At 70.2% G+C, this 25,074-nt stretch carries 24 protein-coding genes; 11 read left to right on the forward strand and 13 right to left on the reverse strand.

The window, feature by feature from the left end:
- Positions 1–285 precede the first annotated feature (285 nt).
- The 4 genes from EV284_RS09355 to EV284_RS09370 all read left to right on the forward strand — a co-directional run bounded on the left by EV284_RS09355 (position 286) and on the right by EV284_RS09370 (position 4,964).
- Positions 286–1,560, forward strand: coding sequence for an extracellular solute-binding protein (locus EV284_RS09355; protein ID WP_130332199.1), 1,275 nt, complete (start codon positions 286–288; stop codon positions 1,558–1,560).
- Positions 1,561–1,644: 84 nt separating this feature from the next.
- Complete coding sequence (locus EV284_RS09360) at positions 1,645–2,634, forward strand: sugar ABC transporter permease (RefSeq protein WP_130332201.1); 990 nt, start codon at positions 1,645–1,647, stop codon at positions 2,632–2,634.
- The gene (locus EV284_RS09365; protein ID WP_130332203.1) at positions 2,631–3,473 is read left to right on the forward strand and encodes a carbohydrate ABC transporter permease; all 843 of its coding nucleotides are present in this window, start codon (positions 2,631–2,633) and stop codon (positions 3,471–3,473) included. The genes EV284_RS09360 and EV284_RS09365 overlap by 4 nt, the downstream gene beginning before the upstream one ends.
- A 9-nt stretch (positions 3,474–3,482) precedes the next feature.
- Entirely contained in the window at positions 3,483–4,964 is a 1,482-nt protein-coding gene (locus EV284_RS09370; protein WP_130332205.1) for a glycoside hydrolase family 3 protein, read from the forward strand.
- A gap of 47 nt (positions 4,965–5,011) precedes the next feature.
- On the opposite strand, the gene EV284_RS09375 is transcribed toward EV284_RS09370, so the two are convergent.
- Together EV284_RS09375 and nagB are read right to left on the reverse strand one after the other, a co-directional pair.
- Positions 5,012–5,353: a ferrous iron transport protein A gene (locus tag EV284_RS09375; RefSeq protein WP_130332207.1), complete on the reverse strand. Its 342-nt coding sequence runs from the start codon at positions 5,351–5,353 to the stop codon at positions 5,012–5,014.
- A 42-nt stretch (positions 5,354–5,395) separates the two neighbouring features.
- Complete coding sequence (nagB, locus tag EV284_RS09380; protein WP_130332209.1) at positions 5,396–6,181, reverse strand: glucosamine-6-phosphate deaminase; 786 nt, start codon at positions 6,179–6,181, stop codon at positions 5,396–5,398.
- Positions 6,182–6,676: 495 nt separating this feature from the next.
- On the opposite strand from nagB, the gene EV284_RS09385 reads away from it, so the two are divergent.
- A complete protein-coding gene (locus EV284_RS09385) occupies positions 6,677–8,143 on the forward strand; it encodes a PAS domain-containing sensor histidine kinase (RefSeq protein ID WP_130332993.1) in 1,467 nt (488 codons plus the stop codon).
- A 243-nt stretch (positions 8,144–8,386) separates the two neighbouring features.
- Here EV284_RS09385 and EV284_RS09390 read toward each other — a convergent pair whose 3' ends face one another.
- Complete coding sequence (locus EV284_RS09390) at positions 8,387–8,644, reverse strand: WhiB family transcriptional regulator (RefSeq protein ID WP_003992873.1); 258 nt, start codon at positions 8,642–8,644, stop codon at positions 8,387–8,389.
- A gap of 320 nt (positions 8,645–8,964) precedes the next feature.
- Positions 8,965–9,933, reverse strand: a complete 969-nt coding sequence (locus tag EV284_RS09395; protein WP_130332211.1) for a diacylglycerol kinase family protein — start codon at positions 9,931–9,933, stop codon at positions 8,965–8,967.
- Between the two features lie 124 nt (positions 9,934–10,057).
- On the opposite strand from EV284_RS09395, the gene EV284_RS09400 reads away from it, so the two are divergent.
- Positions 10,058–10,522 carry a hypothetical protein gene (locus EV284_RS09400; protein WP_130332213.1) on the forward strand — a complete coding sequence of 155 codons (465 nt, stop codon included), beginning with the start codon at positions 10,058–10,060 and terminating at the stop codon, positions 10,520–10,522.
- Positions 10,523–10,540: 18 nt separating this feature from the next.
- On the opposite strand, the gene EV284_RS09405 is transcribed toward EV284_RS09400, so the two are convergent.
- From EV284_RS09405 to EV284_RS09415, 3 genes are all read right to left on the reverse strand, one after another.
- A complete protein-coding gene (locus tag EV284_RS09405) occupies positions 10,541–11,629 on the reverse strand; it encodes an RNA polymerase sigma factor SigF (protein ID WP_242625631.1) in 1,089 nt (362 codons plus the stop codon).
- 17 nt (positions 11,630–11,646) lie between these two features.
- Positions 11,647–12,063, reverse strand: a complete 417-nt coding sequence (locus EV284_RS09410) for an anti-sigma regulatory factor (RefSeq protein ID WP_018544439.1) — start codon at positions 12,061–12,063, stop codon at positions 11,647–11,649.
- A 264-nt stretch (positions 12,064–12,327) separates the two neighbouring features.
- Entirely contained in the window at positions 12,328–12,588 is a 261-nt protein-coding gene (locus EV284_RS09415; RefSeq protein WP_086691049.1) for a UBP-type zinc finger domain-containing protein, read from the reverse strand.
- 60 nt (positions 12,589–12,648) lie between these two features.
- Here EV284_RS09415 and EV284_RS09420 point away from each other — a divergent pair, with 60 nt between their 5' ends.
- Positions 12,649–14,244, forward strand: a complete 1,596-nt coding sequence (locus EV284_RS09420) for a Na+/H+ antiporter (RefSeq protein ID WP_130332995.1) — start codon at positions 12,649–12,651, stop codon at positions 14,242–14,244.
- Here the strand turns inward: EV284_RS09420 and EV284_RS09425 are convergent.
- A complete protein-coding gene (locus tag EV284_RS09425) occupies positions 14,241–15,146 on the reverse strand; it encodes a pyridoxal-phosphate dependent enzyme (RefSeq protein WP_130332217.1) in 906 nt (301 codons plus the stop codon). The genes EV284_RS09420 and EV284_RS09425 overlap by 4 nt on opposite strands.
- 30 nt (positions 15,147–15,176) lie before the next feature.
- A complete protein-coding gene (locus tag EV284_RS09430) occupies positions 15,177–15,770 on the reverse strand; it encodes an N-acetylmuramoyl-L-alanine amidase (protein ID WP_207228983.1) in 594 nt (197 codons plus the stop codon).
- A gap of 287 nt (positions 15,771–16,057) precedes the next feature.
- Here EV284_RS09430 and EV284_RS09435 point away from each other — a divergent pair, with 287 nt between their 5' ends.
- From EV284_RS09435 to EV284_RS09445, 3 genes are all read left to right on the forward strand, one after another.
- Positions 16,058–17,464: a family 2B encapsulin nanocompartment shell protein gene (locus EV284_RS09435; protein WP_130332219.1), complete on the forward strand. Its 1,407-nt coding sequence runs from the start codon at positions 16,058–16,060 to the stop codon at positions 17,462–17,464.
- 76 nt (positions 17,465–17,540) lie between these two features.
- Positions 17,541–18,662 carry a family 2 encapsulin nanocompartment cargo protein polyprenyl transferase gene (locus EV284_RS09440; protein ID WP_130332221.1) on the forward strand — a complete coding sequence of 374 codons (1,122 nt, stop codon included), beginning with the start codon at positions 17,541–17,543 and terminating at the stop codon, positions 18,660–18,662.
- A gap of 223 nt (positions 18,663–18,885) precedes the next feature.
- Positions 18,886–19,245, forward strand: a complete 360-nt coding sequence (locus tag EV284_RS09445) for a DUF952 domain-containing protein (RefSeq protein WP_130332999.1) — start codon at positions 18,886–18,888, stop codon at positions 19,243–19,245.
- A 10-nt stretch (positions 19,246–19,255) separates the two neighbouring features.
- Here the strand turns inward: EV284_RS09445 and EV284_RS09450 are convergent, their stop codons facing one another.
- The 4 genes from EV284_RS09450 to EV284_RS09465 form a co-directional block, all read right to left on the reverse strand.
- The gene (locus EV284_RS09450; protein WP_130332223.1) at positions 19,256–20,296 is read right to left on the reverse strand and encodes a YihY/virulence factor BrkB family protein; all 1,041 of its coding nucleotides are present in this window, start codon (positions 20,294–20,296) and stop codon (positions 19,256–19,258) included.
- 523 nt (positions 20,297–20,819) lie between these two features.
- Complete coding sequence (locus tag EV284_RS09455; protein ID WP_130332225.1) at positions 20,820–21,923, reverse strand: hypothetical protein; 1,104 nt, start codon at positions 21,921–21,923, stop codon at positions 20,820–20,822.
- A 284-nt stretch (positions 21,924–22,207) separates the two neighbouring features.
- Complete coding sequence (locus EV284_RS09460; RefSeq protein WP_130332227.1) at positions 22,208–22,738, reverse strand: NUDIX domain-containing protein; 531 nt, start codon at positions 22,736–22,738, stop codon at positions 22,208–22,210.
- Between the two features lies 1 nt (position 22,739).
- A complete protein-coding gene (locus EV284_RS09465) occupies positions 22,740–24,098 on the reverse strand; it encodes a helix-turn-helix transcriptional regulator (RefSeq protein ID WP_130332229.1) in 1,359 nt (452 codons plus the stop codon).
- A gap of 224 nt (positions 24,099–24,322) precedes the next feature.
- Here EV284_RS09465 and EV284_RS09470 point away from each other — a divergent pair, with 224 nt between their 5' ends.
- Complete coding sequence (locus EV284_RS09470) at positions 24,323–25,072, forward strand: hypothetical protein (protein ID WP_130332231.1); 750 nt, start codon at positions 24,323–24,325, stop codon at positions 25,070–25,072.
- The last annotated feature ends 2 nt before the right edge of the window (positions 25,073–25,074 follow it).

The raw sequence follows: 25,074 nt of genomic DNA on the forward strand, positions 1-25,074 counted from the left end.
CGCACCCCCGGTTGGTCTAGTCCACCCGCGTCCGGCGGGGCAGTGGTCCACCGGAACTGGTCCGTCCGATCTGTCGGTTGCGCAATGAAAGGTCCCTGCATATCTCGGTCGCGTCACGGACGCCCGGACCCCACCTGAACACCCTTGACAGCCCTTTTGGTCTGGGCCAAGCTCCCCCTGCTGGTCTACACCATTGGTCCAGTCCCGGCTCCGAGGGCGGTACGACGCGCAAGTGTGACACCGCGGGGAGGCAGGGGGGTTGTGGGCATCCCTGAGGAGGATGGCGTGAAGCGCAGACTGATAGCCGCGATCGGCGTCGCGGGCATGATCGTCTCCATCGCCGCGTGCGGCAGTGACGACGGCGAGGGCAAGGGGGGCGACAGCGACGCGCTGACCGTCTGGCTCACCGTCGACGCGCAGAACAACTGGCCGAACCTGGTCGAGGCCGCCGACGCCGCCGTGGTGAAGAAGCACCCGGGCCTGAAGATCAAGCACGAGTACTACGGCTGGCCGGACAAGAACACCAAGCTGGACGCCGTCCTCGCCACCGACAAGGCTCCCGATGTGGTCGAGATGGGCAACAGCGAGATGCTCGGCTACATGGTGAAGGGCGCCTTCGCCCCCCTGGAGCCCGGCAAGTTCGAGGGCTCGGACGCCTGGCTGGACGGCCTCAAGACGTCGGTCACCTACGACGGCAAGACCTACGGCGTGCCGTACTACGCCGGCGGCCGTGTCGCCAACTGGCGCAAGGACGTGGCCGCCTCGGTCGGCGTCAAGACCCCGCCGAAGACCTACGCCGAGCTGACCTCCGCGCTGGACAAGATCCAGAAGAAGGAGGGCGGCAAGTTCAACGCCTGGTACCAGCCCACCCGTGACTGGTACGCGGCCATGTCCTTCGTCTACGACGCGGGCGGCGCCATCGCCAAGGAGGAGGGCGGCCAGTGGAAGGCGACCCTCTCCTCGCCGGAGTCGGTCAAGGGCCTCACCGCCTTCAAGCAGGTCGTCGACAAGTACATGCACGGCGACAAGACCAAGGACGAGTCCGACCGCTACCTCGTGTACGGCCAGGGCAAGTCGGCCATGATCTTCGGCGCCGCCTGGGAGGGCGCGACCTCCGCCGACCCGAAGAACGACAAGACCGGCAAGCTCAAGGACAACCTCGAGAACTTCGTGATGCCCGGCCCGTCCGGCAAGAACATGCCGGTGTTCCTGGGCGGTTCCGACCTCGCCGTCCCGGTGAAGTCGCACAACCAGGACATCGCCGCCGAGTGGATCAACGCCTTCACCGGTCCCGAGGGCCAGAAGGGCCTGATCGCCAAGGGCAACCTGCCCAACAACAAGACCGACCTCGCCACCCTGAAGAACGACCCGGCGACCGCCGTGCCGGCCACCGCGGCCGAGTCCAACTGGTTCGTGCCGATGGCGCCGGGCTGGGGTCAGGTCGAGAAGGCGCAGGTCCTCCAGACCATGCTGCAGCAGATCGGCACCGGCAAGAAGTCGGTCCAGGACGCCGCCAAGGAGGCGGACGCCGCGATCGACAAGGTCATCAACACCAAGTGACCCGGTGCGCCGCGCGGGCCGTGAAGCCCGCGCGGCGCCCGTCGTACCGCTCGCACAGGTTTTAAGGGATCGCCGAGGAGCGCGATGAGTGCCGCAGACACGACCACGCCTGCAAAGGTGCCGCCGCAGCGGCAGGCGCCCCCGCCCGGGCCGCCGCCCCCGCCCCGCCGCGCCGCGTCCGCCAAGGGCGGCGCCGCCACCCCCTGGCTGCTCCTCGCGCCCTGTCTGCTGGTCCTCGCCGGTGTGATGGGCTACCCCCTGGTCCGGCTGGTCACCCTGTCGTTCCAGAAGTTCGGCCAGTCCCAGCTCTGGGGCTTCCAGCAGCCGGAATCCGTCGGCTTCGCCAACTTCTCCAAGGTGCTGGGCGACGGCGACTTCTGGCAGGTCGTGCTGCGCACCATCGGGTTCACCGTCGGTGCCGTCGTCTTCACGATGGTCCTCGGCATGCTGGTCGCCCTGCTGCTCCAGCGGGTCTCCGGCTGGGTGAAGACCCTCATCAACATCGCGCTGGTGGCGAGCTGGGGGATGCCGGTCATCGTCGCCACCACCGTCTTCAAGTGGCTCTTCGACGCCGACTACGGCATCCTCAACGCCCTCGCCAGCAAGCTGCCCGGCGTCGACCTGATCGGCCACAACTGGTTCGCCAGCGGCCCGGAGGGCCTCGCGGTGATCATGCTGCTGGTGGTCTGGGGCGCGGTGCCCTTCGTGGTCATCACCCTCAGCGCCGGACTCACCCAGGTCCCCGCCGAACTGGAGGAGGCCGCCCGGCTGGACGGCGCGGGCTCCTGGGGCGTCTTCCGGTACGTCACCCTGCCGGTGCTCAAGCCGGTGATCGTCATGCTGACGACCCTCTCGGTCATCTGGGACATGGGCGTCTTCCCCCAGGTCTTCGTGATGCGCAACGGTCACCCCGAGGCCCAGTTCCAGCTCCTCACCACCTACTCCTACGACCGCGCCTTCGTGGTCAACGACTACGCCCAGGGCTCCGCCATCGCCCTCATCACCGTGGTGCTGCTGCTCGGCGTCGTCGCCGTCTACATGCGCCAGATGCTCAAGATCGGAGAGGTCGAGTGACCAGCACGGCTTCCCCCGCCCGCCGGACCTCCAAGGCCGGCTGGAACATCCTCGGCCTCCTCGTCGCCGCCACCGCGGGCTTCCCCGTCTACTGGATGCTCGACACCGCGATCAAGCCGGCCAAGGACGCCATCGACCCCGACCCGAGCCTGCTGCCCACCGGGTTCACCCTGGACAACTTCAGCCGGGCCTTCGACATCGCCGACTTCTGGGGGCCGGTCGGCCGCAGCCTGGTCGTCTCGCTGTCCGTGGTCCTCATCGGCGTCGTCGTCGGCATGCTCGCCGCGCTCGCCATCTCCCGGTTCGCCTTCCGGGGCCGGAAGATCGTGATCGTCGGCATCCTCGCGGTGCAGATGGTCCCGCTCGTCGCCATGATCATCCCGGTCTTCCTGCTGCTGAACGACCTGCATCAGTACGACAAGCTCACCGGCCTGATCATCACCTATCTGACCTTCATCCTGCCGTTCACGGTGTGGACCCTGCGCGGCTTCATCGTCAACATCCCGCGCGAGCTGGAGGAGGCGGCCATGGTCGACGGCTGCTCCCGCACCGGCGCCTTCGTCCGCGTGGTCTTCCCGCTGCTCGCCCCCGGCATGGTCGCCACCTCGGTCTACGGCTTCATCCAGGCGTGGAACGAGTACCTCTACGCCCTGATGCTGCTCAGCCAGGAGAACCAGACGGCCACCGTCTGGCTCGGCAACTTCACCACCAAGCACGGCACCGAGTACGCCCCGATGATGGCCGGCGCCACCATGATGGCCCTGCCGATCGTCGTGCTGTTCCTCCTCGTCCAGCGCAAGATGGCCGCGGGGCTGACCGCGGGCGCCGTGAAGGGATAACGCCACCCGATGACGACAATCGCCCGCGGTACGGACACCCTGACGCGTGACGCGCTCACCGTCCTCCAGCCCGGCTTCACCGGCACCACCGCCCCCGACTGGCTGCTGCGCCGGCTCGGCGAGGGCCTCGCCTCGGTCGGCCTGTTCGGCCGCAACATCGTCTCGCCCGAGCAACTCTCGGCGCTGACCGCGCAGTTGCGTACCGAGCGGCCCGACGTCCTGGTGGCCATCGACGAGGAGGGCGGGGACGTCACCCGTCTGGAGGCCCGTACCGGCTCCTCCTTCCCCGGCAACCACGCCCTCGGCGCGGTGGACGACGTCGAGCTGACCCACGCGGTCGCCCGGGAACTCGGCCGCCGGCTCGCCGCCTGCGGGGTGCGCCTCAACTGGGCGCCCTCCGCCGACGTCAACTCCAACCCCGACAACCCGGTCATCGGTGTCCGCTCCTTCGGCGCCGACACCGCCCTGGTCGCCCGGCACACCGCCGCCTACGTCACCGGCCTGCAGTCCGCCGGGGTCGCGGCCTGCACCAAGCACTTCCCGGGCCACGGCGACACCGCCGTCGACTCCCACCACGCGCTGCCCCGCATCGACGTGACCGGCGACGTGCTCCAGGCCCGCGAACTCGCGCCCTTCCGGGCCGCCCTCGCGGCGGGCACCCGCGCGGTGATGAGCGCCCACATCCTGGTCCCCGCGCTGGACCCCGACCGCCCCGCGACCCTCTCCCGGCCGGTCCTCACCGACCTGCTGCGCGGCGAACTCGGCTACCAGGGGCTGATCGTCACCGACGGCATGGAGATGCGCGCCGTCTCCGGCACCTACGGCATCGAGCACGGGAGCGTCCTCGCCGTCGCGGCCGGCGCCGACGCCATCTGCGTGGGCGGCGGCCTCGCCGACGACGAGACGGTACTGCGGCTGCGCGACGCCCTGGTGGCCGCCGTGCGCTCCGGCGAACTCCCCGAGGAGCGCCTCGCGGACGCGGCCCGCCGGGTGCGCGAACTGGCCGCCTGGACGGCGGACGGCACCACCGGGGACACCGCCCCCGACCCCGAAGCCGGACTGCGCGCCGCCCGCCGGGCCCTGACGGTGACCGGAGCCGAGTCCTTCACCCCGCTCACCGAGGCGCCCTACGTCGCCGCCTTCACCCCGGTCGCCAACATCGCGGTGGGCGACGAGACCCCCTGGGGCGTGGCCGCGGAGCTGTCCAGGCTGCTGCCGGGCACCCTCACCGGAAGCTTCACCGGCGACTCGGCCGGCACCGACGCCCTCGCGGCGGCGGGGGAGCGCCGGCTGGTCGCGGTGGTCCGCGACGAACACCGCCACCCCTGGATGGCCAAGGCGCTGACCACCCTCCTGACCGCCCGCCCGGACACCGTGGTCGTCGAGATGGGCGTCCCCCAGTCCCCGCCCCGGGGCCGCCTCCACCTCGCCACCCACGGCGCGGCCCGCGTCTGCGGCCGGGCCGCGGCGGAGGTCATCGCGGGGGCGTGAAGCCCGCGCCCGGTCCCCGTGGTGCGCCCACGGGGACCGGGCGCGGGCTACGGCTCGGCCCGCAGGTACCGGCCGCCGATCCGGGCCTTGCGATAGGGGCCGCACCCGTCGCAGTCGTACTGCGGGGCGTCGAAGGTCACCCAGTAAAGCAGCTCACCGGTGAGCGCCTGGGCGTGCTGGGCGGGTTCGGGCGCGCCCATGGCATCGATCGTCCCGGTGAACTCGACCTGCCAGGGGCCGTCCCAGTCCGGGTCGCGGACGACCCTGACACGGCTGCCCGGTGCCAGGGCGCCCGTCGGCCAGGTCTGGCTCAACGGACGACCGAGCAGGTGCTCCACCGCCCGGCGGTCGGCCGCGTTCGCGGAGACAGGGTCGGAAGTGTCTGTCATACCGCCCACCCTGCCCCGCGTCCCCCGACGAGCGCCACGGAGTTACAGGCCCTGCCACTCCGGCTTGTGGGTGTAGGCGTGGCGGAAGTAGTCCGCGAGCTTCAGCTTGGAGGCGGCGGCCTCGTCGGCGACGACCGTGGCGTGCGGGTGGAGCTGGAGGGCGGAGGCGGGGCAGATCGCCGCGACCGGGCCCTCGACGGTGGCGGCGACCGCGTCCGCCTTGCCCTCGCCGGTGGCGAGCAGCACCAGGTGGCGGGCCTCCAGGATGGTGCCGATGCCCTGGGTGATCACGTGGTGCGGTACCTGGCCGATGTCGCCGTCGAAGAAACGGGCGTTGTCGATCCGGGTCTGCTCGGTCAGCGTCTTGATCCGGGTGCGCGAGGCGAGCGAGGAGCACGGTTCGTTGAACCCGATGTGCCCGTCCGTGCCGATGCCGAGGAGCTGGAGGTCCACGCCGCCGGCCGCGGCGAGCGCCCGGTCGTACTCCTCGCACGCCGCCTGCACGTCGTCGGCGGTGCCGTCCGGGCCGGTGAACGCGTCCATGGGGATGCCGAGCGGCTCCAGCACCTCGCGGCGCAGCACCGAGCGGTAGGACTCGGGGTGGTCGGCGGGCAGCCCCACGTACTCGTCGAGCTGGGCGATCCTGGCCCGGCGGGTGTCCACCTCGCCCGCGCGCACCTTGGCCGCGAGGGCCTGGTAGACGGGCAGCGGGGTGGAGCCGGTGGCCACCCCGAGCAGGGCGTCGGGCTTGCGGCGAAGCAACTGGGCCATGGATTCGGCTATCAGCTCGCCGCCCGCCGCGGCGTCCGGGACGATGACAACTTCCACGCTGGGCCTGCCGATCTGGAAGAGGGCCGACGGTCGCTGGGGACCGGGGGAGCGCTGGCTATGTGGTTTAGACCAATCTAGCAGAGTGGCACCCGCCGTACGTGGCGGAAATCGCCAGGCCGACGACCCCCCACAGGCCCCTTCGCCGGGCTAGGCTGCCGGTGCGGTGCGGCCCCGCCGCCCGCGGGTTCGCGGCCTTCGGGCCATGGACACGCCCGCGTGGTCTAGTCCAGAATGCGGGAGAGGCTCCACGCAGGACGACAAGCTGACAAGCCTCCGTCTTCCCCGCACAGGAAGACGGATCGAGGAACCGGCGCTCTCTGCCCTGACTGCTCCGGCTCCTCGGCCTTCGGCCGACCGGGACCGCACACCCCACGGCCGATGATGCTCCGGGCTGCGGCGCGGGGAGGGCTGAGGGTCCCTCTCAGGCGCCGCGGCCCGCGGGTGTCTTTTCGGCCAGTGACGCGCCCCCGGTACGCTCGCAGCGTGCCCTCCATGAACGAACTCGTCCGCCAGCACACCGCCCTCGGGGACACCGACCTCGAGTGGCTCCATCTGCTGGTCTCGGAGTGGCAGCTGCTCTCCGACCTCTCCTTCGCCGACCTCGTCCTGTGGGTCCCCACCAGCGACGGCACCCGGTACGTGTCGGTCGCCCAGATGCGCCCGAACACCGGCCCGACCTCCTACCAGGACGACATGGTCGGCCACCTGGTCCCGCGCGGCCGCCGCCCCATGCTGGACGCGGCCCTGGACGAGGGCCGGATCGTGCGCGAGGGCGACCCGGAATGGCGCGAAGAGGTCCCCGTACGGGTCGAGTCGATCCCGGTACGGCGCGAGGGCCGGGTCCTGGGGGTCATCGCCCGCAACACCAACCTGCTGACCGTGCGCACCCCGAGCCGGCTGGAACTCACCTACCTCCAGAGCGCCTCGGACCTCGCGCAGATGATCGCGGCCGGTTCCTTCCCGTTCCCCGACCAGCAGGTCGACATGGACGCCTCCCCGCGCGCGGGCGACGGCCTGATCCGGGTGGACGCCGACGGCATCGTGCAGTACGCCTCACCGAACGCGCTCTCCGCCTACCACCGGCTCGGTCTCGCCGCCGACCTGGTCGGCCACCACCTCGGCCACACCACCGCCGAACTCGCCCCGACGAGGGGCCCGGTGGACGAGGCGCTCGCCAAGGCGGCCAGCGGCTACGCGCCCCGAGAGTTCGAGATCGAGGCGAACGACGGGGTCATCCAGTTCCGGTCCATCCCGCTCAAGCCCAAGGGCACGCGCATCGGTTCCCTGGTGCTCTGCCGGGACGTCACCGAACTGCGGCGCCGCGAACGGGAGTTGATCACCAAGGACGCCACCATCCGGGAGATCCACCACCGGGTGAAGAACAACCTCCAGACGGTCGCCGCCCTGCTGCGGCTCCAGGCCCGCCGCATCGACTCCGAGCGCGGCCGGGAGGCGCTGGAGGAGGCCGTGCGCCGGGTCGGCTCCATCGCCATCGTGCACGAGACGCTGTCTCAGAACCTGGACGAGCGCGTGGAGTTCGACGACATCGCCGACCGGGTGCTGGCGATGGTCGCGGAGATCTCGCCGGGCAAGGTGACCGGCCGGCGCAGCGGCCGCTTCGGCTGGCTGGACGCCGAGGTCGCCACCCCGCTGTCGATGGTGCTGACCGAGGTGCTGCAGAACGCCCTGGAGCACGGCTTCCGCGAGGGCGACACCGGCACGGTCGAGGTGTCGGCGGTGCGCGGCGGCACCACCAAGGAGGCCCGGCTGCTGGTCACCGTCCAGGACGACGGGGTCGGTCTGCCCGAGGGCTTCGACCCGCACACCGCGGGCAACCTCGGCCTCCAGATCGTGCGGACGCTGGTGGAGGGGGAACTGGGCGGCACCTTCGACATGATCCCGGCGCCGGAGCGCGGCACCCGGGTCATCCTCGACATCCCGGTGCGGCCGCAGAAGTGAGGCGCCGGCAGACCGGCGCGGGCAAGCGAAAAGCCCCGGACCTGTGAAGGTCCGAGGCTGGTGCTCGTTGCTGAGCTGCTCCGCTGAGGCGGAGCCCCCCTGGTCCGGCGGAGCCGGGACCCGGGGAAAGCATCGGGGGTACTGCGCGCTGCGGCTCGGGGCGGGAGAAGCGCGGTGCCCGGTACGGGAGTTCCCGTCGGGCCCACGCGCCGCCAAGCTCAGGCTGTCAGCAGGGGTGACTCGTCAGGCAGAAGCCTGGCGAGCACGGTTGCGGGCGGCGCGGCGCTTCATCGCGCGACGCTCGTCCTCGCTCAGACCACCCCAGACGCCGGAGTCCTGACCGGACTCGAGCGCCCACTGCAGACACTGCTCGATCACCGGGCAGCGACGGCAGACGGCCTTGGCTTCCTCGATCTGCAGCAGCGCGGGACCGGTGTTGCCGATGGGGAAGAACAGCTCGGGGTCTTCCTCGCGGCAAACGGCGTTGTGACGCCAGTCCATGGCTGCTACCTCTCCTTGGTATTACATGCAGATTGCTTGTGAATGTGAACGCTTTCACGAGTCCCTCAACAAGTGAAGGGCCGATCACCGGGTCTCCCCGGCGTGGACCTGTTTTTTGAAGAGGGGTTCTGGCGACCACTGGAAGCCGGTCTTGCGGGCCGTCCCGATCGCCATGTAGAGACTCGCAAACCTCGGCGGCGGATACAACCCCTTCCGGAAGATTTTTTTTGATTCCTCGGTGTCGACTAGGTCACAGCCGTACTTCCATGGGGTGGACGGTGGCCTAAACGTTCGAGTGAAAGGACTTTGGGCTCTTCCGCTCACACAATCACACGCAGTGCACGGCGAACGCCTGTGAACGTCACGCTCGTCCGCAGCCCCAGGTGGTCACCGTCCATCTGAAGGGGCAGAGGGACCTTCGAATGCAAGGTGAAGCGGTCCAGGTCGTGCAGCGAGACCGCGTGTCTCCCATGGGGTCCCCGCTCGGGGGACGAAGTGAGCAACTGGGTCGCATACCGGGCAACCGCGGCCGTGGAGAGCCGCTTCAGCCCGAGCACGTCGATGCCTTTATCGAACGACGCCTTAGGCGACGTGTACATCGGGCGATTGCCGAGATACGTCCATGGCGACGTGTTCGAGACTATGGCCACGGCGAGATCCGGCACCGGTCCCGCACCCGGTCGTTCCAGGGTGATGGTGCCGTGTATGCGATTCGGTTCACCCATGAACTGCCTTGCTACTTGGCGGACATAGAGCGCGTGCGTCGACTTCTTGCCGCGCTCCCGTTCCCTTTCGACCCTGCCCACAACTCCGGCATCGAAGCCGAGTCCGGCGTTGAAAGTGAACCAGCGTTCCGGCACCGCCTCGTCCGCCGTTCCCGGCGTGCCCGAGGTGAGACCGAGGCCCACCACGCGTTCCCGGCGCTCGCGCAGGGCGTCCAGGAGGGCGCCGGTCGCCTCGACGGGATCGTTGGGCAGACCGAGCGCGCGGGCGAAGACATTGGTCGAGCCGCCGGGGACCACCGCGAGACCGGGTAGCCGCTCGGGGTCCGGGCCGGCGTGCAGCAGGCCGTTGACCACCTCGTTCACGGTGCCGTCGCCGCCGAGGGCCACCACCATGTCGATGTCGTCACTCTCCGCAGCCGACCGCCCCAGATCGCGCGCGTGACCGCGGTACTCGGTGTTCACGACCTCCAGCTTCATCTCGCTGGCGAGGGCGTGGATCAGTACGTCGCGTCTGCGGGCGCTTGTGGTGGTTGCCGCCGGATTGACCACGAGAAGTGCACGCATGCATGGCAGCGTACCTACTGGGGGGTATCCGGCCCAGGGAGAGCCGGGGATCCATGGACGAAGAGGGCGTGAGCCTCACCACGCAGCTTCCGGGGCCCGTCGCACACGGGGCTACCCTTCTCGGGTGAGCAGTGAGCAGACCCCCGCGCCGACGCCCCCGGCGGAGACCGCCGACACCGCCCCGGCCGCCGGAGAGCGCCCGCGCCGCCTGACGTACGCCGCCGCGCTGGCCGCGCTGGAGGGGATCGCCCTCGTCGCGGCGGGCGGGTGGATTCTCGCGCTCGGTCTGGCCGGCGCCCCCGAGAGCCGTCAGCAGGCGGTCACGGGCGGAATCACCCTGCTGGTGCTCGCGCTGCTGCCGCTGCTCGCCGCGCGCGGGCTGTGGCAGGTGCGCCGCTGGAGCCGGGGCCCCGCCGTGATCACCCAGATCCTCGCGCTGCCCGTCGCCTACAACCTGCTCCAGGCCGACAGCATCGCCATCGGGGCGGGCATCGCCCTCGCCGCGGTCTCGGTGACCGCGCTGGTCCTGCTGGTCAACCCGGCCACGACCCGCGCCCTCGGGATCACCGGGCCGGGCCGCGCCGCATAACGCCCCGTCCGGGCGTCCCTACTCCTCCACCAGGAGCTTCTCCCGCAACTGGGCCAGGGTGCGGGCCAGCAGCCGGGAGACGTGCATCTGCGAGATGCCGACCTCCTGCGCGATCTGCGACTGGGTCATGTTGCCGAAGAAGCGCAGCAGCAGGATGCGCTTCTCACGCGGCGGGAGGTCCTCCAGCAGCGGCTTGAGCGACTCCCGGTACTCCACCCCCTCCAGCGCCTCGTCCTCGGCGCCGAGGGTGTCGGCGACCGCCGGGGACTCGTCGTCGGTGTCGGGGACGTCCAGCGACAGCGTCGAGTACGCGTTCGCCGACTCCAGCCCCTCCAGCACCTCCTCCTCGGAGATGGCCAGCTTCTGGGCCAGCTCGTGCACCGTGGGGGAGCGGCCGTGCAGCTGGGACAGCTCGGCCGTCGCCGTGGTGAGCGCGAGCCGCAGCTCCTGGAGCCTGCGCGGCACCCGCACCGCCCAGCCCTTGTCCCGGAAGTGCCGCTTGATCTCACCGACGACCGTGGGAGTGGCGTACGTGGAGAACTCCACGCCCCGCTCCGGGTCGAACCGGTCCACCGACTTGATCAGCCCGATGGTGGCGACCTGGGTGAGGTCGTCCAGCGGCTCGCCCCGGTTGCGGAAGCGGCGCGCCAGGTGCTCGACGAGCGGCAGATGCATGCGCACCAGCCGGTTGCGCAGCTCCGCGTACTCCGGGCTGCCGTCCTTCAGGCCGCGCAGCTCCACGAAGAGCGCCCGCGCCCCGCTGCGGTCGTGCGGGTCGTGCCGTACCGCCCGGACGGCCTCCGCGCCCGGCGCGGTGTCCTCGGCGTATCGCTCGTGCTCGCTCATCGTCCCGCCCGTAGCCCTTCCCCGAGCCCTCGCCCCCGCGCGGTCGGCGGGTTGCTCCCCGCCGCGCTCCCCCGGAGGCGCGCTCCGCACGGCACCCTCGCCGCCGGGCCGCCCGGAGTCGTCCTCCGGGTGGGGCCGGGCCTGCTCGGGGATGCCGTCGACGCCGTCGGCCATGTGCCGGGGGCCGTCCTGGGGGACCGCCCGCAGGCTCTCGGCCTGCTTGGCCGGCAGTTCTCGCGCGCCGCGCTCTTCGTCCCGCACCGGACCGTCCCCGTTCCTCACGCCGGGCCGGGGCCCGCGCCGCGCTGTTTGTAGAGACTGATCGACACGGTCCGGTCCTCGTCGACGGCGGACGACACCTTGCCCGCCAGCGCCGACAGCACGGTCCAGGCGAACGTGTCGCGCGACGGGGCGTGGCCGTCGGTGGTCGGAGCCGACACCGTGACCTCCAGCGAGTCGTCGACGAGGCGGAAGACGCAGCTCAGCACGGAGCCCGGCACGGCCTGTTGGAGCAGGATCGCGCAGGCCTCGTCGACCGCGATGCGCAGGTCCTCGATCTCGTCCAGGGTGAAGTCCAAGCGGGCCGCCAGACCGGCCGTGGCCGTCCGCAGCACCGACAGGTAGGCACCCGCGGCCGGAAGCCGGACTTCCACGAAGTCCTGGTTCGCCGTGGGCTCGCCTGCGATCTGGGACACCCTCACCTCCATGGTGGTACAAGCTTCACGGGGCCGAGGGTCGCCCCCCGGGGTAACGCGTACGTGGTTCCGCGGTGACGCTATCGCGCCCGGAACGTTCCTGTCCCCGCGCCCCCGGCCCCCTGGCGTTACTCACAGTAAAGCTCCGTATACGCTCCGTGTCTAGGGGGTGGGGCGGATTCAAATGGGAAGAGCGCGCGCCGGGTTGACGTACCCAGGCATCGGGTGCGCGAACCACCCGGAACACCGCCGTGCCGTCCACTGTCACACGAGTACGTGGTCCACGAAACACCACCGCCAGTCGTCTCCGGGTTCGAACGTCCGCATCACCGGGTGACCCGAGTCCGCGTGGTGCTTGGTGGCGTGCCGGTTCGGCGAGGAGTCGCAGCAGGCGACGTGGCCACAGCTGAGGCAGAGCCGCAACTGCACCGGGTCGGTCCCGTCCGCGAGACACTCCAGGCACGTCTCGCTCTGCGGGCCGGGTTCCGGGAGCGGCAGCACGGCGACATGCGTGCACTGTTTCATGATTGCCAGATTACGTCGGGAGCGCGGAAACCCGCGCGGAGAATGAGGGTGGGCGAGGACATGGACGTGATGCCGCTCCTGCTGCTGATCGCCGGGAGCGCGGCCGTCGCGGGGGTCGCCCGGCGCGGGCCGGTACCCGCGCCGCTGCTGTTGGTGGCAGTCGGCCTCGCCGCCTCCTACCTGCCGGGAGTGCCGGACTACACCCTCGACCCCGAGGTGGTCCTCCCGCTGCTGCTGCCCCCGCTGCTCTACACCTCGGCGACCGACAGCTCCTACCTGGACCTGCGCGCCCAGGCGCGGCCGGTGGCGCTGCTGTCGGTGGGCTACGTCCTCTTCGCCACCGTCGTCGTCGGCTGGGTCGCGCATCTGATCGTGCCCGGCCTGCCGCTGACCGCCGCGCTGGTACTGGGGGCGGTGGTGGCGCCGCCCGACGCGGTCGCGGCCACCGCGGTCGCCCGCCGGCTCGGGCTGCCGTCCCGGATCACCACGATCCTCCAGGGCGAGTCCCTGCTGAACGACGCCACCGCCATCACCGCGTACAAGGTCGCGCTCGCCGCCGCCATCGGGGAGGGCGCCACCTGGGCGGGCGGGCTGGTCGAGTTCCTGATCGCCGCGGTCGGCGGTGTCGGGGTCGGGCTGGTGCTGATGGCACCGCTGCACTGGCTGCGCACACATCTGCGTGAGCCGCTCCTCCAGAACACCCTGTCGCTGCTGATCCCGTTCGTCGCCTACAGCGTCGCCGAGCAGTTCCACGCCTCCGGGGTGCTCGCCGTAGTGGTCGTCGCGCTCTACCTCGGGCACCGCGCGTGGGAGGTCGACTTCGCCACCCGGCTCCAGGAGGACGCGGTGTGGAAGATGGTCGCCTTCATCCTGGAGTCCGCCGTCTTCGCCCTGATCGGCCTCCAGCTGCGCGTCGTCGTCGAGGGGCTGGGCCCCAACGAGGGCATGCGGGCGGTCATCTACGCCGTGGTTCTCTTCCTGGTCGTCGTCCTGGCCCGGCTCGCCTGGGTCTATCCGGCCGCCTTCCTGCCCCGCGTGCTCTCCGCCCGCATCCGGGAACGCGAGGAGAACCCCACCTGGAGAGGCGCCCTGGTCACCGGCTGGGCCGGGATGCGGGGCGTGGTCTCGCTCGCCATCGCCTTCTCCATCCCGCTCACCGTGCACGGCGGGCACCCCTTCCCGCAGCGCAACCTGATCCTCTTCCTGACCTTCACCACGGTCATCGGCACCCTCGTCATCCAGGGACTGAGCCTGCCCCCGCTGATCCGCGCCCTGCGCTTCCCGCCCCGCGACCCGCGCGCGGACACCCTCGCCGAGGCCAACGCCCAGGCCCAGGCGTCCCGCGCGGCCGAGAACCGGCTCCAGGAACTCCTCGACGACGAGCGCAACAGCCTGCCGGAACCGCTCGCCGAACGGCTGCGCGCGACGCTGGAGCGCCGCCGCAACGCGGTCTGGGAGCGCCTGGGCCAGATCAACCCCGTCACCGGCGAGTCCGTGGACGACACCTATCGCCGGCTCTCCCGCGAGATGATCAGCGCCGAGCGCGACGTCTTCGTACGCCTGCGCGACCACCGCTACATCGACGACGAGATGCTCCGCGCCCTGCTGCGCCGGCTCGACCTGGAGGAGGCGGCGGCGGACCGAGAAGTGGCCTAAAACGTACTGTCCGGGAAGGGGCGCCCGGTGATCACCGCGGCCACGGCGGTCCCGCGCGGGAAGGCGCCCTCCTCGGCCAGCGTGGTGAGCGCGTACAGCAACTTGGCGACATACAGCCGCTCCACGGGCACCCCGTGCCGGTCCTCGAAGTTGGCCGCGAAGGCGTCCAGTTCCGGGGTCGTACGGGCGTAGCCGCCGAAGTGGAAGCGCTCCTCCAGCGACCAGTCGCCGGTGCGGGCGCCGAAGGCCCGCTCCTGGAGCGTGCGCACCTCGGCCTCCAGGAAGCCGCCCCGGAGCACGGGCACGCCGAGCGCGCGCTGTCCTGGGGCGAGACCGGCGGCCAGTCCGGCGAGCGTGCCGCCGGTGCCGCAGGCCACCGCGACGACCTCCGCGCGCCCCGCCAGCTCCTCGCCCAGCGCCACGCAGCCGCGTACCGCCTCGGCGTTGCTGCCGCCCTCGGGGACGACGTACGCGTCCTTCGCGCCGGCCGCGTCGAGGAGCGCGGCCAGGGTCTCCGGGTCGCCCTTGCGCCGGTAGGTGGCCCGGTCGGTGAAGTGCAGCCGCATGCCGTCGGCCGCGCATCCGGCCAGGGACGGGTTCAGCGGGCGGCCGGCCAGTTCGTCGCCGCGCACCACGCCGATGGTGGGCAGCCCGAGCAGCCGCCCGGCGGCCGCGGTGGCGCGCAGATGGTTGGAGTACGCGCCACCGAAGGTGACCAGCGTCCGGCCCCGCGCCGCCTCGATGTTCGGCACGAGCTTGCGCCACTTGTTGCCGATCAGCTCCGGGTGGATCAGATCGTCCCGCTTGAGCAGCAGTCGCACGCCGTGCCGGGAGAAGCGGTGGTCCCGCATCTCCGTGAGGGGGGAGGGGAGTGCCGGGGCAAGTGGGTCGGCGCTGGTCATCCGGCCATTGTCGCCCCTGCGGCAGGGGTCTCAGTCCTTGAGCTGGGCCCTGATCCGCGAGCGGAGCGAGGACATGGTGAAGCCGCGCGGGTCCACTTTGCCGGGCTGCCACTCGAGGTGGCCGATCACCGAATGTTCCGTCCAGCCGTGGTGGCGGCAGATCGCGGCGGCTGCCCGCACGATCGCCTCCATCTGGACCTCGGGCCACGGGTCCTTCCCGTCGCCGAGGTTCTCGCACTCGAAGCCGTAGAAGTGCCGGTTGCCGTCGGTGTTGGACTCGTTGTCGGGCGGCAGGCCCTTCTCGGCGATGACCGCGCGGAGCACCTCGTCGTCACCGAGACCGGCGTGGTTGGCGCGGCCGTAGCCGACCAGGTGGACCTTGCCGTCCTTGGTGATCACGCCGTGGCAGAGCGGGCCGGGAAGCTCGTCGTAACCCTCCCGGCACAGCTCCACGGTGCGGGCGCTGCCGCTGGTCACCGTGTGGTGGATCATGACGCCGTGCACCGGGCCCCAGGGGCCCTTGTGGTTGCGGTTGTGGGTCCGCCAGCTGCCGACCTCCACGATCTTGAGGCCCTCGGCCTTCAGCGCGCTCAGAAAACCGCTCGCGGACATGGGTGGGGACATGGCCGCCTCCTTCGTACCGTTCGGGAAGTTCGGGACGGACCGGCCGTCCCGGCCCACCCGTCACGGTGCTTGTACCGACGCTGGGGGGCGGGAACCACATCGTTCGCTCGCTGTGCGAGCCGATCCGGCCATTTTTCTCGCCGGGTCGCCCAGAATGCCCAGTAGTCCGATGATCCATTCCCCTTCTTTCGGGTAATGGTGCGGGCACGCTGCGTGATGAGAGGCTCGGCCCCGAGACCGGTGCCAGGCGAGATTCGGCACGGGCATACATGGGAGGGCAATTCCTTATGTCGGTAGGCGAAGAGGTCCGCACGGAGCAGGGCAAGCCGCAGCAGTCCCTGGGCACGGCGGCCGCGCGGAACCTGGCCACCACCACCAAGTCCGCACCCCAGATGCAGGAGATCAGCTCCCGCTGGCTGCTGCGCAACCTTCCCTGGGTCGACGTCCAGGGCGGCGCGTACCGGGTGAACCGCAGGCTGACGTACGCCGTGGGGGACGGCCGCATCACCTTCGTGAAGACGGGCGACCAGGTCGAGGTCATCCCGGCCGAGCTGGGCGAACTGCCCGCGCTGCGCTCGTACGAGGACGAGGAGGTGCTCACCGAGCTGGCCCGGCGCTGCCGGCAGCGCGAGATCGCCGCGGGCGACGTGATCAGCTCCTTCGGCACCCGCACCGAGAAGGTGTACCTGCTCGCCCACGGCCGCGTGGAGAAGATCGGCACGGGCCCGTACGGCGACGACGCCGTGCTCGAAGTCCTGGCCGACGGCGCCTACTTCGGCGAACAGGCGCTGCTCGACCCCGACGCCATCTGGGAGTACACCGCCCGCGCCGCCACCGCGTGCACGGTGCTCGTGCTCAGCCGCTCGGACTTCGAGCAGGTCGCCGAGCGCTCCGACTCCCTGAGCGAGCACGTCGGCCGGCTGCGCGCGCTCCCGGACCAGCGCACCAACAAGTACGGCGAGAAGGAGGTCGAGCTGGCGGCCGGCCACTCCGGCGAGCCCGACATCCCGCACACCTTCGTGGACTACGAGGCGCGTCCGCGCGAGTACGAACTCAGCATCGCCCAGACCGTGCTGCGCATCCACTCCCGCGTGGCCGACCTCTACAACCAGCCGATGAACCAGACCGAGCAGCAGCTGCGGCTCACTGTCGAGGCGCTGAAGGAGCGCCAGGAGCACGAGCTGGTCAACAACCGCGAGTTCGGCCTCCTGCACAACTGCGAGTACGACCAGCGGCTCCAGCCGCACGACGGCGTCCCCGGCCCGGACGACTTGGACGAGCTGCTCAGCCGCCGCCGGGGCACCAAGTTCCTCCTGGCCCACCCGCGCGCCATCGCGGCGATCGGGCGCGAGCTGAACAAGCGCGGACTGGTCCCGGAGACCATCGACGTGGGCGGCAACCGCATCCCCACCTGGCGCGGGGTGCCGATCTACCCGTGCAACAAGATCCCGGTCAGCGAGGCCCGCACCACCTCGATCATCGCGCTGCGCACCGGCGAGGCCGAGCAGGGTGTCATCGGCCTGCGCCAGTCCGGCCTGCCGGACGAGATCGAGCCCAGCCTGTCGGTGCGCTTCATGGGCATCAACGAGCAGGCCGTCATCAACTACCTGGTGACCGCCTACTACTCGGCCGCCGTCCTGGTGCCCGACGCGCTGGGTGTGCTGGAGAACGTGGAGATCGGCCGGTGGCGGTGACGCGATCACCCGCTTCCCGTCCCGGCGGCCGACGCCGGGGCGGGGGTCTCACCGTGTTCGCCGGCGAGGGGGAAGCATGAGCGAGTCCATCGTGGCGGCCGGGGAGTGCCCGGCGCCGGTCCCGTCGGACGCCGTACCCAGGCCGCGACAGCCGGCGGAGGACACCCCGGGGCACGAGGCGGTCGTCCTGCTGGAGCGCACACGGGGTGTCGTCGACCCCGAACTGCGCGCCGCCGTCGAATCGTTGCCGACGCCGTTGCGCCGGATCGCGCTCTACCACTTCGGCTGGAGCCACGCGGACGGCACCCCTGCGGCGGGCAACGCGGGCAAGGCGATCCGCCCGGCCCTCGTCCTCGCCGCGGCGTCCGCGCTGGGCGGCGCGGAGGCGCGGGCGGCGGCCGTGCGGGCCGCGGCGGCGGTCGAACTGGTCCACAACTTCTCGCTGCTGCACGACGACCTGATGGACCGCGACACCACCCGCAGACACCGGCCGACGGCCTGGACCGTGTTCGGCGACCCCGACGCGATCCTCGCCGGGGACGCCCTCCAGGCGCTGGCCCTGCGGCTGCTCGCCGACGACCGGCACCCCGCCTCCGGCCGGGCGGCGGCCCGGCTCGCGGAGTGCGTGATCGAACTGTGCGCCGGACAGCAGACCGACACGGCCATGGAACAGCGCGCACCCGGCGAGGTCGCCCTCGACGAGGTGCTCGCCATGGCCGAGGCGAAGACCGGCGCCCTGCTGGGCTGCGCCTGCGCCCTGGGCGCGCTGTACGCGGGCGCGGAGGACGAGGTGGTGGTGGCGCTGGACACCTTCGGCCGGCAGGCCGGCCTGGCGTTCCAGCTCATCGACGACGTGATCGGCATATGGGGCGACCCCCGGCGCACCGGCAAGCCGGCCGGTGCCGACCTCGCCGTCCGCAAGAAGTCCCTGCCCGTGGTCGCCGCGCTGACCTCCGGCACCCCGGCGGGTGCCGAACTGGCCGCGCTGTACGCCCGCCCGCACACGGCGGGGGACGGTGCCGAGATCGCCCGGGCGACGGTCGCGGTGGAGCAGGCGGGCGGCCGGGACTGGGCCCAGGCGGAGGCGGCGGACCGGATGGCCCGGGCGGTGCAGGAACTGGCCCGCGCGGTCCCGGCTCCGGAGGCGGCGGGGGGTCTGCTGGCCCTGGCGGAGTTCGTCACCCGGCGCAGCAGCTGAGCCGCCTTCGGGCCCCTGGTCCCCTCGGGTCCCGCGCATCCCCACGGTGCGCGGGACCCATCCGGCCTACCCTGGGCTTATGGACAGGGAAGCCCACGTCTGCCCCGCCTGCGGCGAATCCGTCGACATGGTCGCCGGCCGCCGCAAGACCCTGGGGGCATGGGTTCCGGTGTGGAAGCCCGGCCCGTGCCACAACCCGGCCTGCGCCCGTAGCGTGACCTCCATGCCCCAGCAGCCCGATGCCCAGCACCCCGAGATCCTCCACATCACCGAACGCGCCCTCTGGGAAGCGGCCCGCGAGCAGGGCTCGTACGAGGTCTCCACCCGGGGCCGCACCCTTCAGGAGGTCGGCTACATCCACTTCTCCACCCGCGCCCAACTCCAGCGCGTGGCCGCCTTCCTGTACGGCGAGGACCCCGCCCGGGACGACCTGGTGGTCCTGGTGGTCGACCCGTCCCTGCTGGACGCCCCGCTGAAGTACGAGGCGATGCCGCCGGCCGGTGAGGAGTTCCCGCACGTGTACGGGGCGGTGCCGGTGTCGGCGGTGGTGGACGTGGAGCCGTGGAAGGCGGACACGCCCTAGGGCCCTCGGGTCAGCCGAGGCGCTTGCGGTCCTCCTCGTCCCAGGTGCGGGTGTCGCGGGGCTCGACGTAGGGCTCCTCGTCGGCCGGGTGGCCGCCGGCGATGGCGCGGTGGCGGCTCATCTCCGCGTCGAATTCCAGGCCGAGCAGGATGGCCAGGTTGGTGAGCCACAGCCACACCAGGAAGACGATCACACCCGCGATGGCGCCGTAGGTCTTGTTGTAGGAGGAGAAGTTCGCCACGTACAGCGCGAAGGCCGCCGAGGCGATCAGCCAGACGACCAGGGCGAGGAAGCTGCCCGGAGTGATCCAGCGGATGCTGCGGATCTTGGCGTTCGGGGTCGCCCAGAAGAGGATCGCGATCATGATCGTGACCAGGGCGGCGAGCACCGGCCACTTGGCGATCGACCACACCGTCAGGAAGGTGTCGCCGATGCCCAGCGTGGTGCCCACCTGCCGGGCCACGCTGCCGGTGAGGACGACGATCAGCGCGCTGATCACGGCGATGACCATGAGCACCACGGTCACCCCCAGCCGCACGGGCAGCAGCTTCCACACCGGCCGGCCCTCGGGCACGTCGTACACGGCGTTGGCGCAGCGGATGAAGGCGGCCACGTAACCGGAGGCCGACCACACCGCGAGCGCCAGACCCACCACCGCCATGACCGAGCCGATGCCGCCCTTGCCCTGCATCTGCTGCACCGCGGCACGCAGGACGTCGCGGGCGGGACCGGGGGCGAGCTGCTGGATGTTGGTCAGCACCTTCTGGGTCGTCGACCGGCCGGCCAGTCCCAGCAGGGAGACCAGCGCCAGCAGCGCCGGGAACAGCGCGAGGACACCGTAGTAGGTCAGCGACGCCGCCCGGTCGACCAGCTCGTCCTTCTGGAACTCCTTCAGGGTGCCCTTGAGCACCGCACCCCAGGAACGCGCGGGCAGATCCGTCAGCGAGTCCGGCGCCCGCCGCTCCACCTGCTCCGTCGGACCGAAGCCCGTGTCCTGCCCGGCCGGCACGTCTTCGTCACGGGACCCGGATCCCTTCAGCGATTTCTCCATGCCTGCCGGATGTCCCGTGAGCGGCCGCCTATGTCGGCGCCGTTCATGTCGGCGGCCGGGCATCCGGGCGCACCAAAAGGCCGCACCCGGCTCCTCAAGGGCGCCGGGTGCGGCCGGGGGCACTGCGGAATCAGGCACGTCGCAGGCCGGGGGGTTGACCCGAGGGATCAAGCCTTCTTGGTCTCCCAGGAATGGGGCGGGTCGGTGACCTGCGGCGATGGGTTCCGCAGGTCGCTGACCTGGCCTTTTGGTGTTGGGTGGCGATGGGGTGCGACGGTCCTGATCGGGTGTCCTGCGGGCTGTGTGCGGACTGAGTCGACGGCTCTGTGTTACCCGACGCGGTCATCCGCGAGGATGAAGTCGTGGATTCGCGGGGTGCGGCAAGCCTCTTCGTAACTTCCGGCACAGAGTTGCGGGCGTCCACCAAGCCGTGCCCGGAATCGCCTGGATAGACAACCGCTCTCCCCCTGATAGACGAGCGAGGCGTACCGCAGTCGATCACTCCAGGGGGCAGGAAGATCATTTATTTTCGCGCCCACTCATCGAGAAGCGTCGCCACGCGCGTCGTGTGCTCGCCGAGCTCTTGGCTCAGCGAACAAAAGTCGTGTTTCGGGTAATACTCCTCGACCAGTCCGTAGAAAGGCAAGCTCAGAGTCAGCCGGGGTATGACCCGTTCCTCGGGGGTGTAGTGAATGAGCGTATTGCGGAATCCCCGCGCATCCGCGTGCATGATGGTGACGCTCGTCTGATGACTCAGGATGGAATTTAGGACGCTGAGGGACCCCCTGCTCAGCGTGCTACCGTATGCGGCTTTAAGCTGAGTGAGACTCGAGAGTACGTGGTAAAGCGTGATGAATCTAAGCTTGAGTAGGGTCTCGCCAGAAGCGGCGCACTGGTCAGCCGACAAAATCACGTCAAGGACGTTGAGCGAGCATTGAAAGGACGACATCGAAGCTGTCAGCTCGTCCGATAGGGCCGTGTCAAACAGGCGCTTGAAATGCCACTCAGATCGTCGGTCCCGGCTCTTCAGCTCTCCGAAGTGCATGCCGGACATAAATGATGACCCGTGCCACGGGAGAGACTCGGTTGCCTGCTCTAAGAAGCGCGCTTGAGTTTCAGCCAAAGTCATGAGAGTGCGCCCAATGATAGAGATGTCGGACGTAGCAAGATTGGGGATGCCCGAGAAGAAACTAGCCACTTGGGTTGTCGTCACTAGCCGGCCTCGGTAGCGCCACTCGCCAAGGTCGGTTTCTAGCACCCGGGCCGGAGGGAACCAGGTGTTGTTGAGGAACCTCTTTCGATCGGCGGCGATGATCGCTGTGAAGTCGCCGAGGATGCTCGCGTGCCCAACCTTGGAACCGTCAAAGAGCTTGACGCTGTGGCGCGCCTTCTCAATGACGGCCTCGTGGTTATATGTCAAGCGTGCCGCTCGCGGCGGATCGATGACCTTGAGGGTCTTATGTGACTCGTATATGAAGAGCGAGAGGTAATTATTCATGCAGAAGTACGGGATGGTCGAGTTTGCCTGGTCCGCCAGCATGCCGTCCAGGAAGCGACGAGAGAACATGAGGTCGCTTTCGAGAAGTTGAGTGGCTATTTTGTGCTTTAGGCTGGCGCTATCGTTCATCTAGTGTCCCCTTGGTGTGACAGCTAACATGTCTTGTTGATGCCAAATTTTGCGGCACGGGAAAGTCAATTTTCTGGGAATCAAAAAATTGCCATGTGCTGACACAGAGAGTGCAGATGGCCCCCTCCATGCCCGGCATGCCGTTCCTGAACAGGATTAGGTTAATCCAGGCTATCAGCGTGGCGCTCGCGAAATGCGAGATTTACATGTGCCGCGAAAAGTCGGGGTCGGCGTTCAATTTCTGTACCGGAACCGGCTACGAGCGGAGACGTGGAGCAGCGAGGCTAACGCCAGCCGTCGAGGGAAATTTCCGGACCACCTTTGAGATAGTTGTGGAGGGCGCTAGCGGTGGTATCCACGAACGCTGCGGGGATGGCTTTGGCATCGACCCAGCGAACTTGGGCGTGCTTGCGGGGTTCGCGGTTCTCCGGCTCGCCCGTCCAGTCGTGGGAGGCGAAGACGACCGTGAGGAAGCCGTTGGGGGCTTCGACGCCCCAGGCGCCGTGAATAATGTGGGCGACTTTGAGGGACTCGGGTTTCACCGTGAGGCCCGTCTCCTCGTAGAGCTCACGGACTGCGGTCTCCGTGATGGGCTCGCCCGGTTCGCTCTTGCCGACGGGCAGGTCCCACATCCCCTGGGCAAACTTCGCGTTCTCGCTGCGCTGGAGGAGGACGACTCGGTTGGTGGCCGTGTCGTGGACGATGACGGCCGCGACCAGCAGGGTCATCGATTCGAGCGCCGGCTTGAGGGCCTTCGGCTGGTCGTCGGTCTGCTGGGTCACGGGGTTCCCTTCGTCGGACGGCTTGTCGGGCATGTTAAGCGAGGGCTTCGCGGGCGCGGCGGGCAAGATCGGCGGCGCCGGGAACGCGGCGGCGCTGGTAGACCGCGAGGGTGGAGCGGATCGAGGTGATGGCCTTCCGGGTGCGGTCCGAAGTCATGCCCTCCATGAGGACCAGGGCCTGGGCCCATGCGGCGACGGCTTCGTCGGCGCGGGCCTGGGCGGCGAGGCTGTCGCCGAGGTCGGCGTGGGTGAGGGCGTGGACGCGCTTGTACTTCCCTGGATCCCAGCGGGTGAGGGCGTCCCGGTGTTGCTGCTCGGTACCGGTGTGGTCGGCGAGGTCCGTCAGGGTGCGGGCAGTGTGGCTGGCCACGGTGCCAGCGGCGGGGCCGCTCACGCGGGAGTAGCTGGGCTGGGGGTCGCCTTCCCGCAGGAGGGCGTCTTCGGCGGCGAGGAGGGCACGCGCGGCCAGGGCGGGCTCGTTGGCGGCGGCGTAGGCGCGGGCGTGGGTGATGTGGAGGAGGGCCTCGGTCTGGCCGTCGACGTGGCCGAGGCCGCGTTGCAGGGCGCCTGCGACGAGGTCGACGCAGTGGTGGGGCTGCTTGAGGCTCAGGGCCTGGTGGGCGAGGGCGCGCATCATCCAGGCGGCGTGGCCGTGCGGGTCGGCCTCGCAGGCGAGCTGGTAGCCGACCTGGTAGTAGCGCTGGGCGGCACCCTCCTGACCGAGATCGTGGTGCTTCCACCCTGCGAGGTAGGCGAGTTCGGCGACTGCCCCGAACGCGGTCTGGCGTAAGGCGTCACTGGGGAAGCGTCCCCGGAGCATGGGGGCGGCGGTGTCGGCGAGGTACGCGGTGACGGTGGTCAGGCCGTGGCCGCCCCCGAGGCGTTCGTCGGCCGCACTGAAGGCCGCGGTGATCTGCCGGACCACCTCCACATCCTCCACCCCGACCACGAACGTCCCGGTGCGGACGCGGAGCATACGAGAGGTCGCCTCGTGGTCGTAGCCGATCGGCATGGCGACTCCGGCGGTGGTGAACGCCGCGATGGCGAGGAAGCGGCGACGCTCGACATCGGCGCGGCCCAGGTCGGTGACGGCGAGGACGGGGTCGGATTCCGCAGGTTCCCCGGCAGCGTCGTCGGTACGGAGGCCGATCTCGGTCTGGGTGATCGTGCGTCCCGTTCGGCGAGACAGCGCCTCGGCCAGGTACTGGCCCACCCGGCCCGACGGGCTCCTCGTGCCGTTCACCCAGTGCGAGATGGCGGACTTGTTGGTCTGGAGGACTTCGCCGTTCTCGGCGGCGATACGCCGTACGTCCCTGGCGAGAGCCTCGTAGGTGCAGCCGGCCGCGTCGATGGCCTCGCGCAGCCGAGAGTTGGGGGCCCTCTGCGTTGCCACGATCGCCTCCGCTCCGGAGCTGTAAACCGCGTATACCGCTTCAACCAGCCTCCACCGTACCCACTGAGCGTGACCGCCGGTTCACTTATCAGCAGCCGCCCGGAACGGCGTGGCCGTGATCCAGGCTCCCCCCTTGGTCCGGGCGGCTCCCCGAAGTTCCGTACGTCCCCATCGGGTTCGGGCATTCCTGTGCCCGGTTCCGGCCGAACAGAGACGGAGACACGGTGACCATCATCGACACCACGGCCATCACGGTCGAGCTGCCCGAGGCGTTCGACCCGCGCTGGAGCCGCCTGCCCGGTATCCAGACCGACGGTCGGCGCATCACCATCGACCCGGCCGCGTACTTCTTCCGCTTCGAGTCCAGCAGCTGGCTCGTCGCCGACTGGGAGCTGGTCAAGGCCCAGCTCCTCGGCGTGGACGAGACGACGGAGAGCGCGGTCGAACAGCTCGCGCTCGGCTTCATTAAGAGCCACGGCGAGTCCACCTCCGACGCGGCCCGCGTCCTGGCCACCGCGTACGAGGTGTACGCCTACCTGTTCCGCGAGGAGCACCTGGCCGGCCTGGGCCTGCCGCAGATCACCGCTGACCACCTGCGGATGCTGCGCGAGGCGGCCACGCTCATGGCGCTCAACAAGGTCGAGCTGGACGGCCACATCTCCAACGTCGGCCCGTGCTGGTTCTTCCCCGCCGCGACCTCCGTCGTCTTCGACCTGGACGACGAGATGGGCGGGATGCTCGACGAGGTGTACCACGGTGGCTGGTTCAACGAGCACCGCCGGATCGAGTCCATCAAGGCCCACGCCGCGCTCGGTGAACGTCTGGTGCACGGCTGCCAGTCGGTGCCGGACCAGACCGGCGGAGTCGTCGCGCCCTACGGTGCCTCGATGGCGAACTTCCGCGACGACCTCGCCGCTTTCAAGGCGGGCTGGATCGAGCGGGTCTACGCCCACCGCGTGAACCCCGCCGCGTAACC

This window comes from Streptomyces sp. BK022 (genome assembly GCF_004217355.1).
In the GTDB taxonomy this organism is placed as follows: domain Bacteria; phylum Actinomycetota; class Actinomycetes; order Streptomycetales; family Streptomycetaceae; genus Streptomyces; species Streptomyces griseoluteus.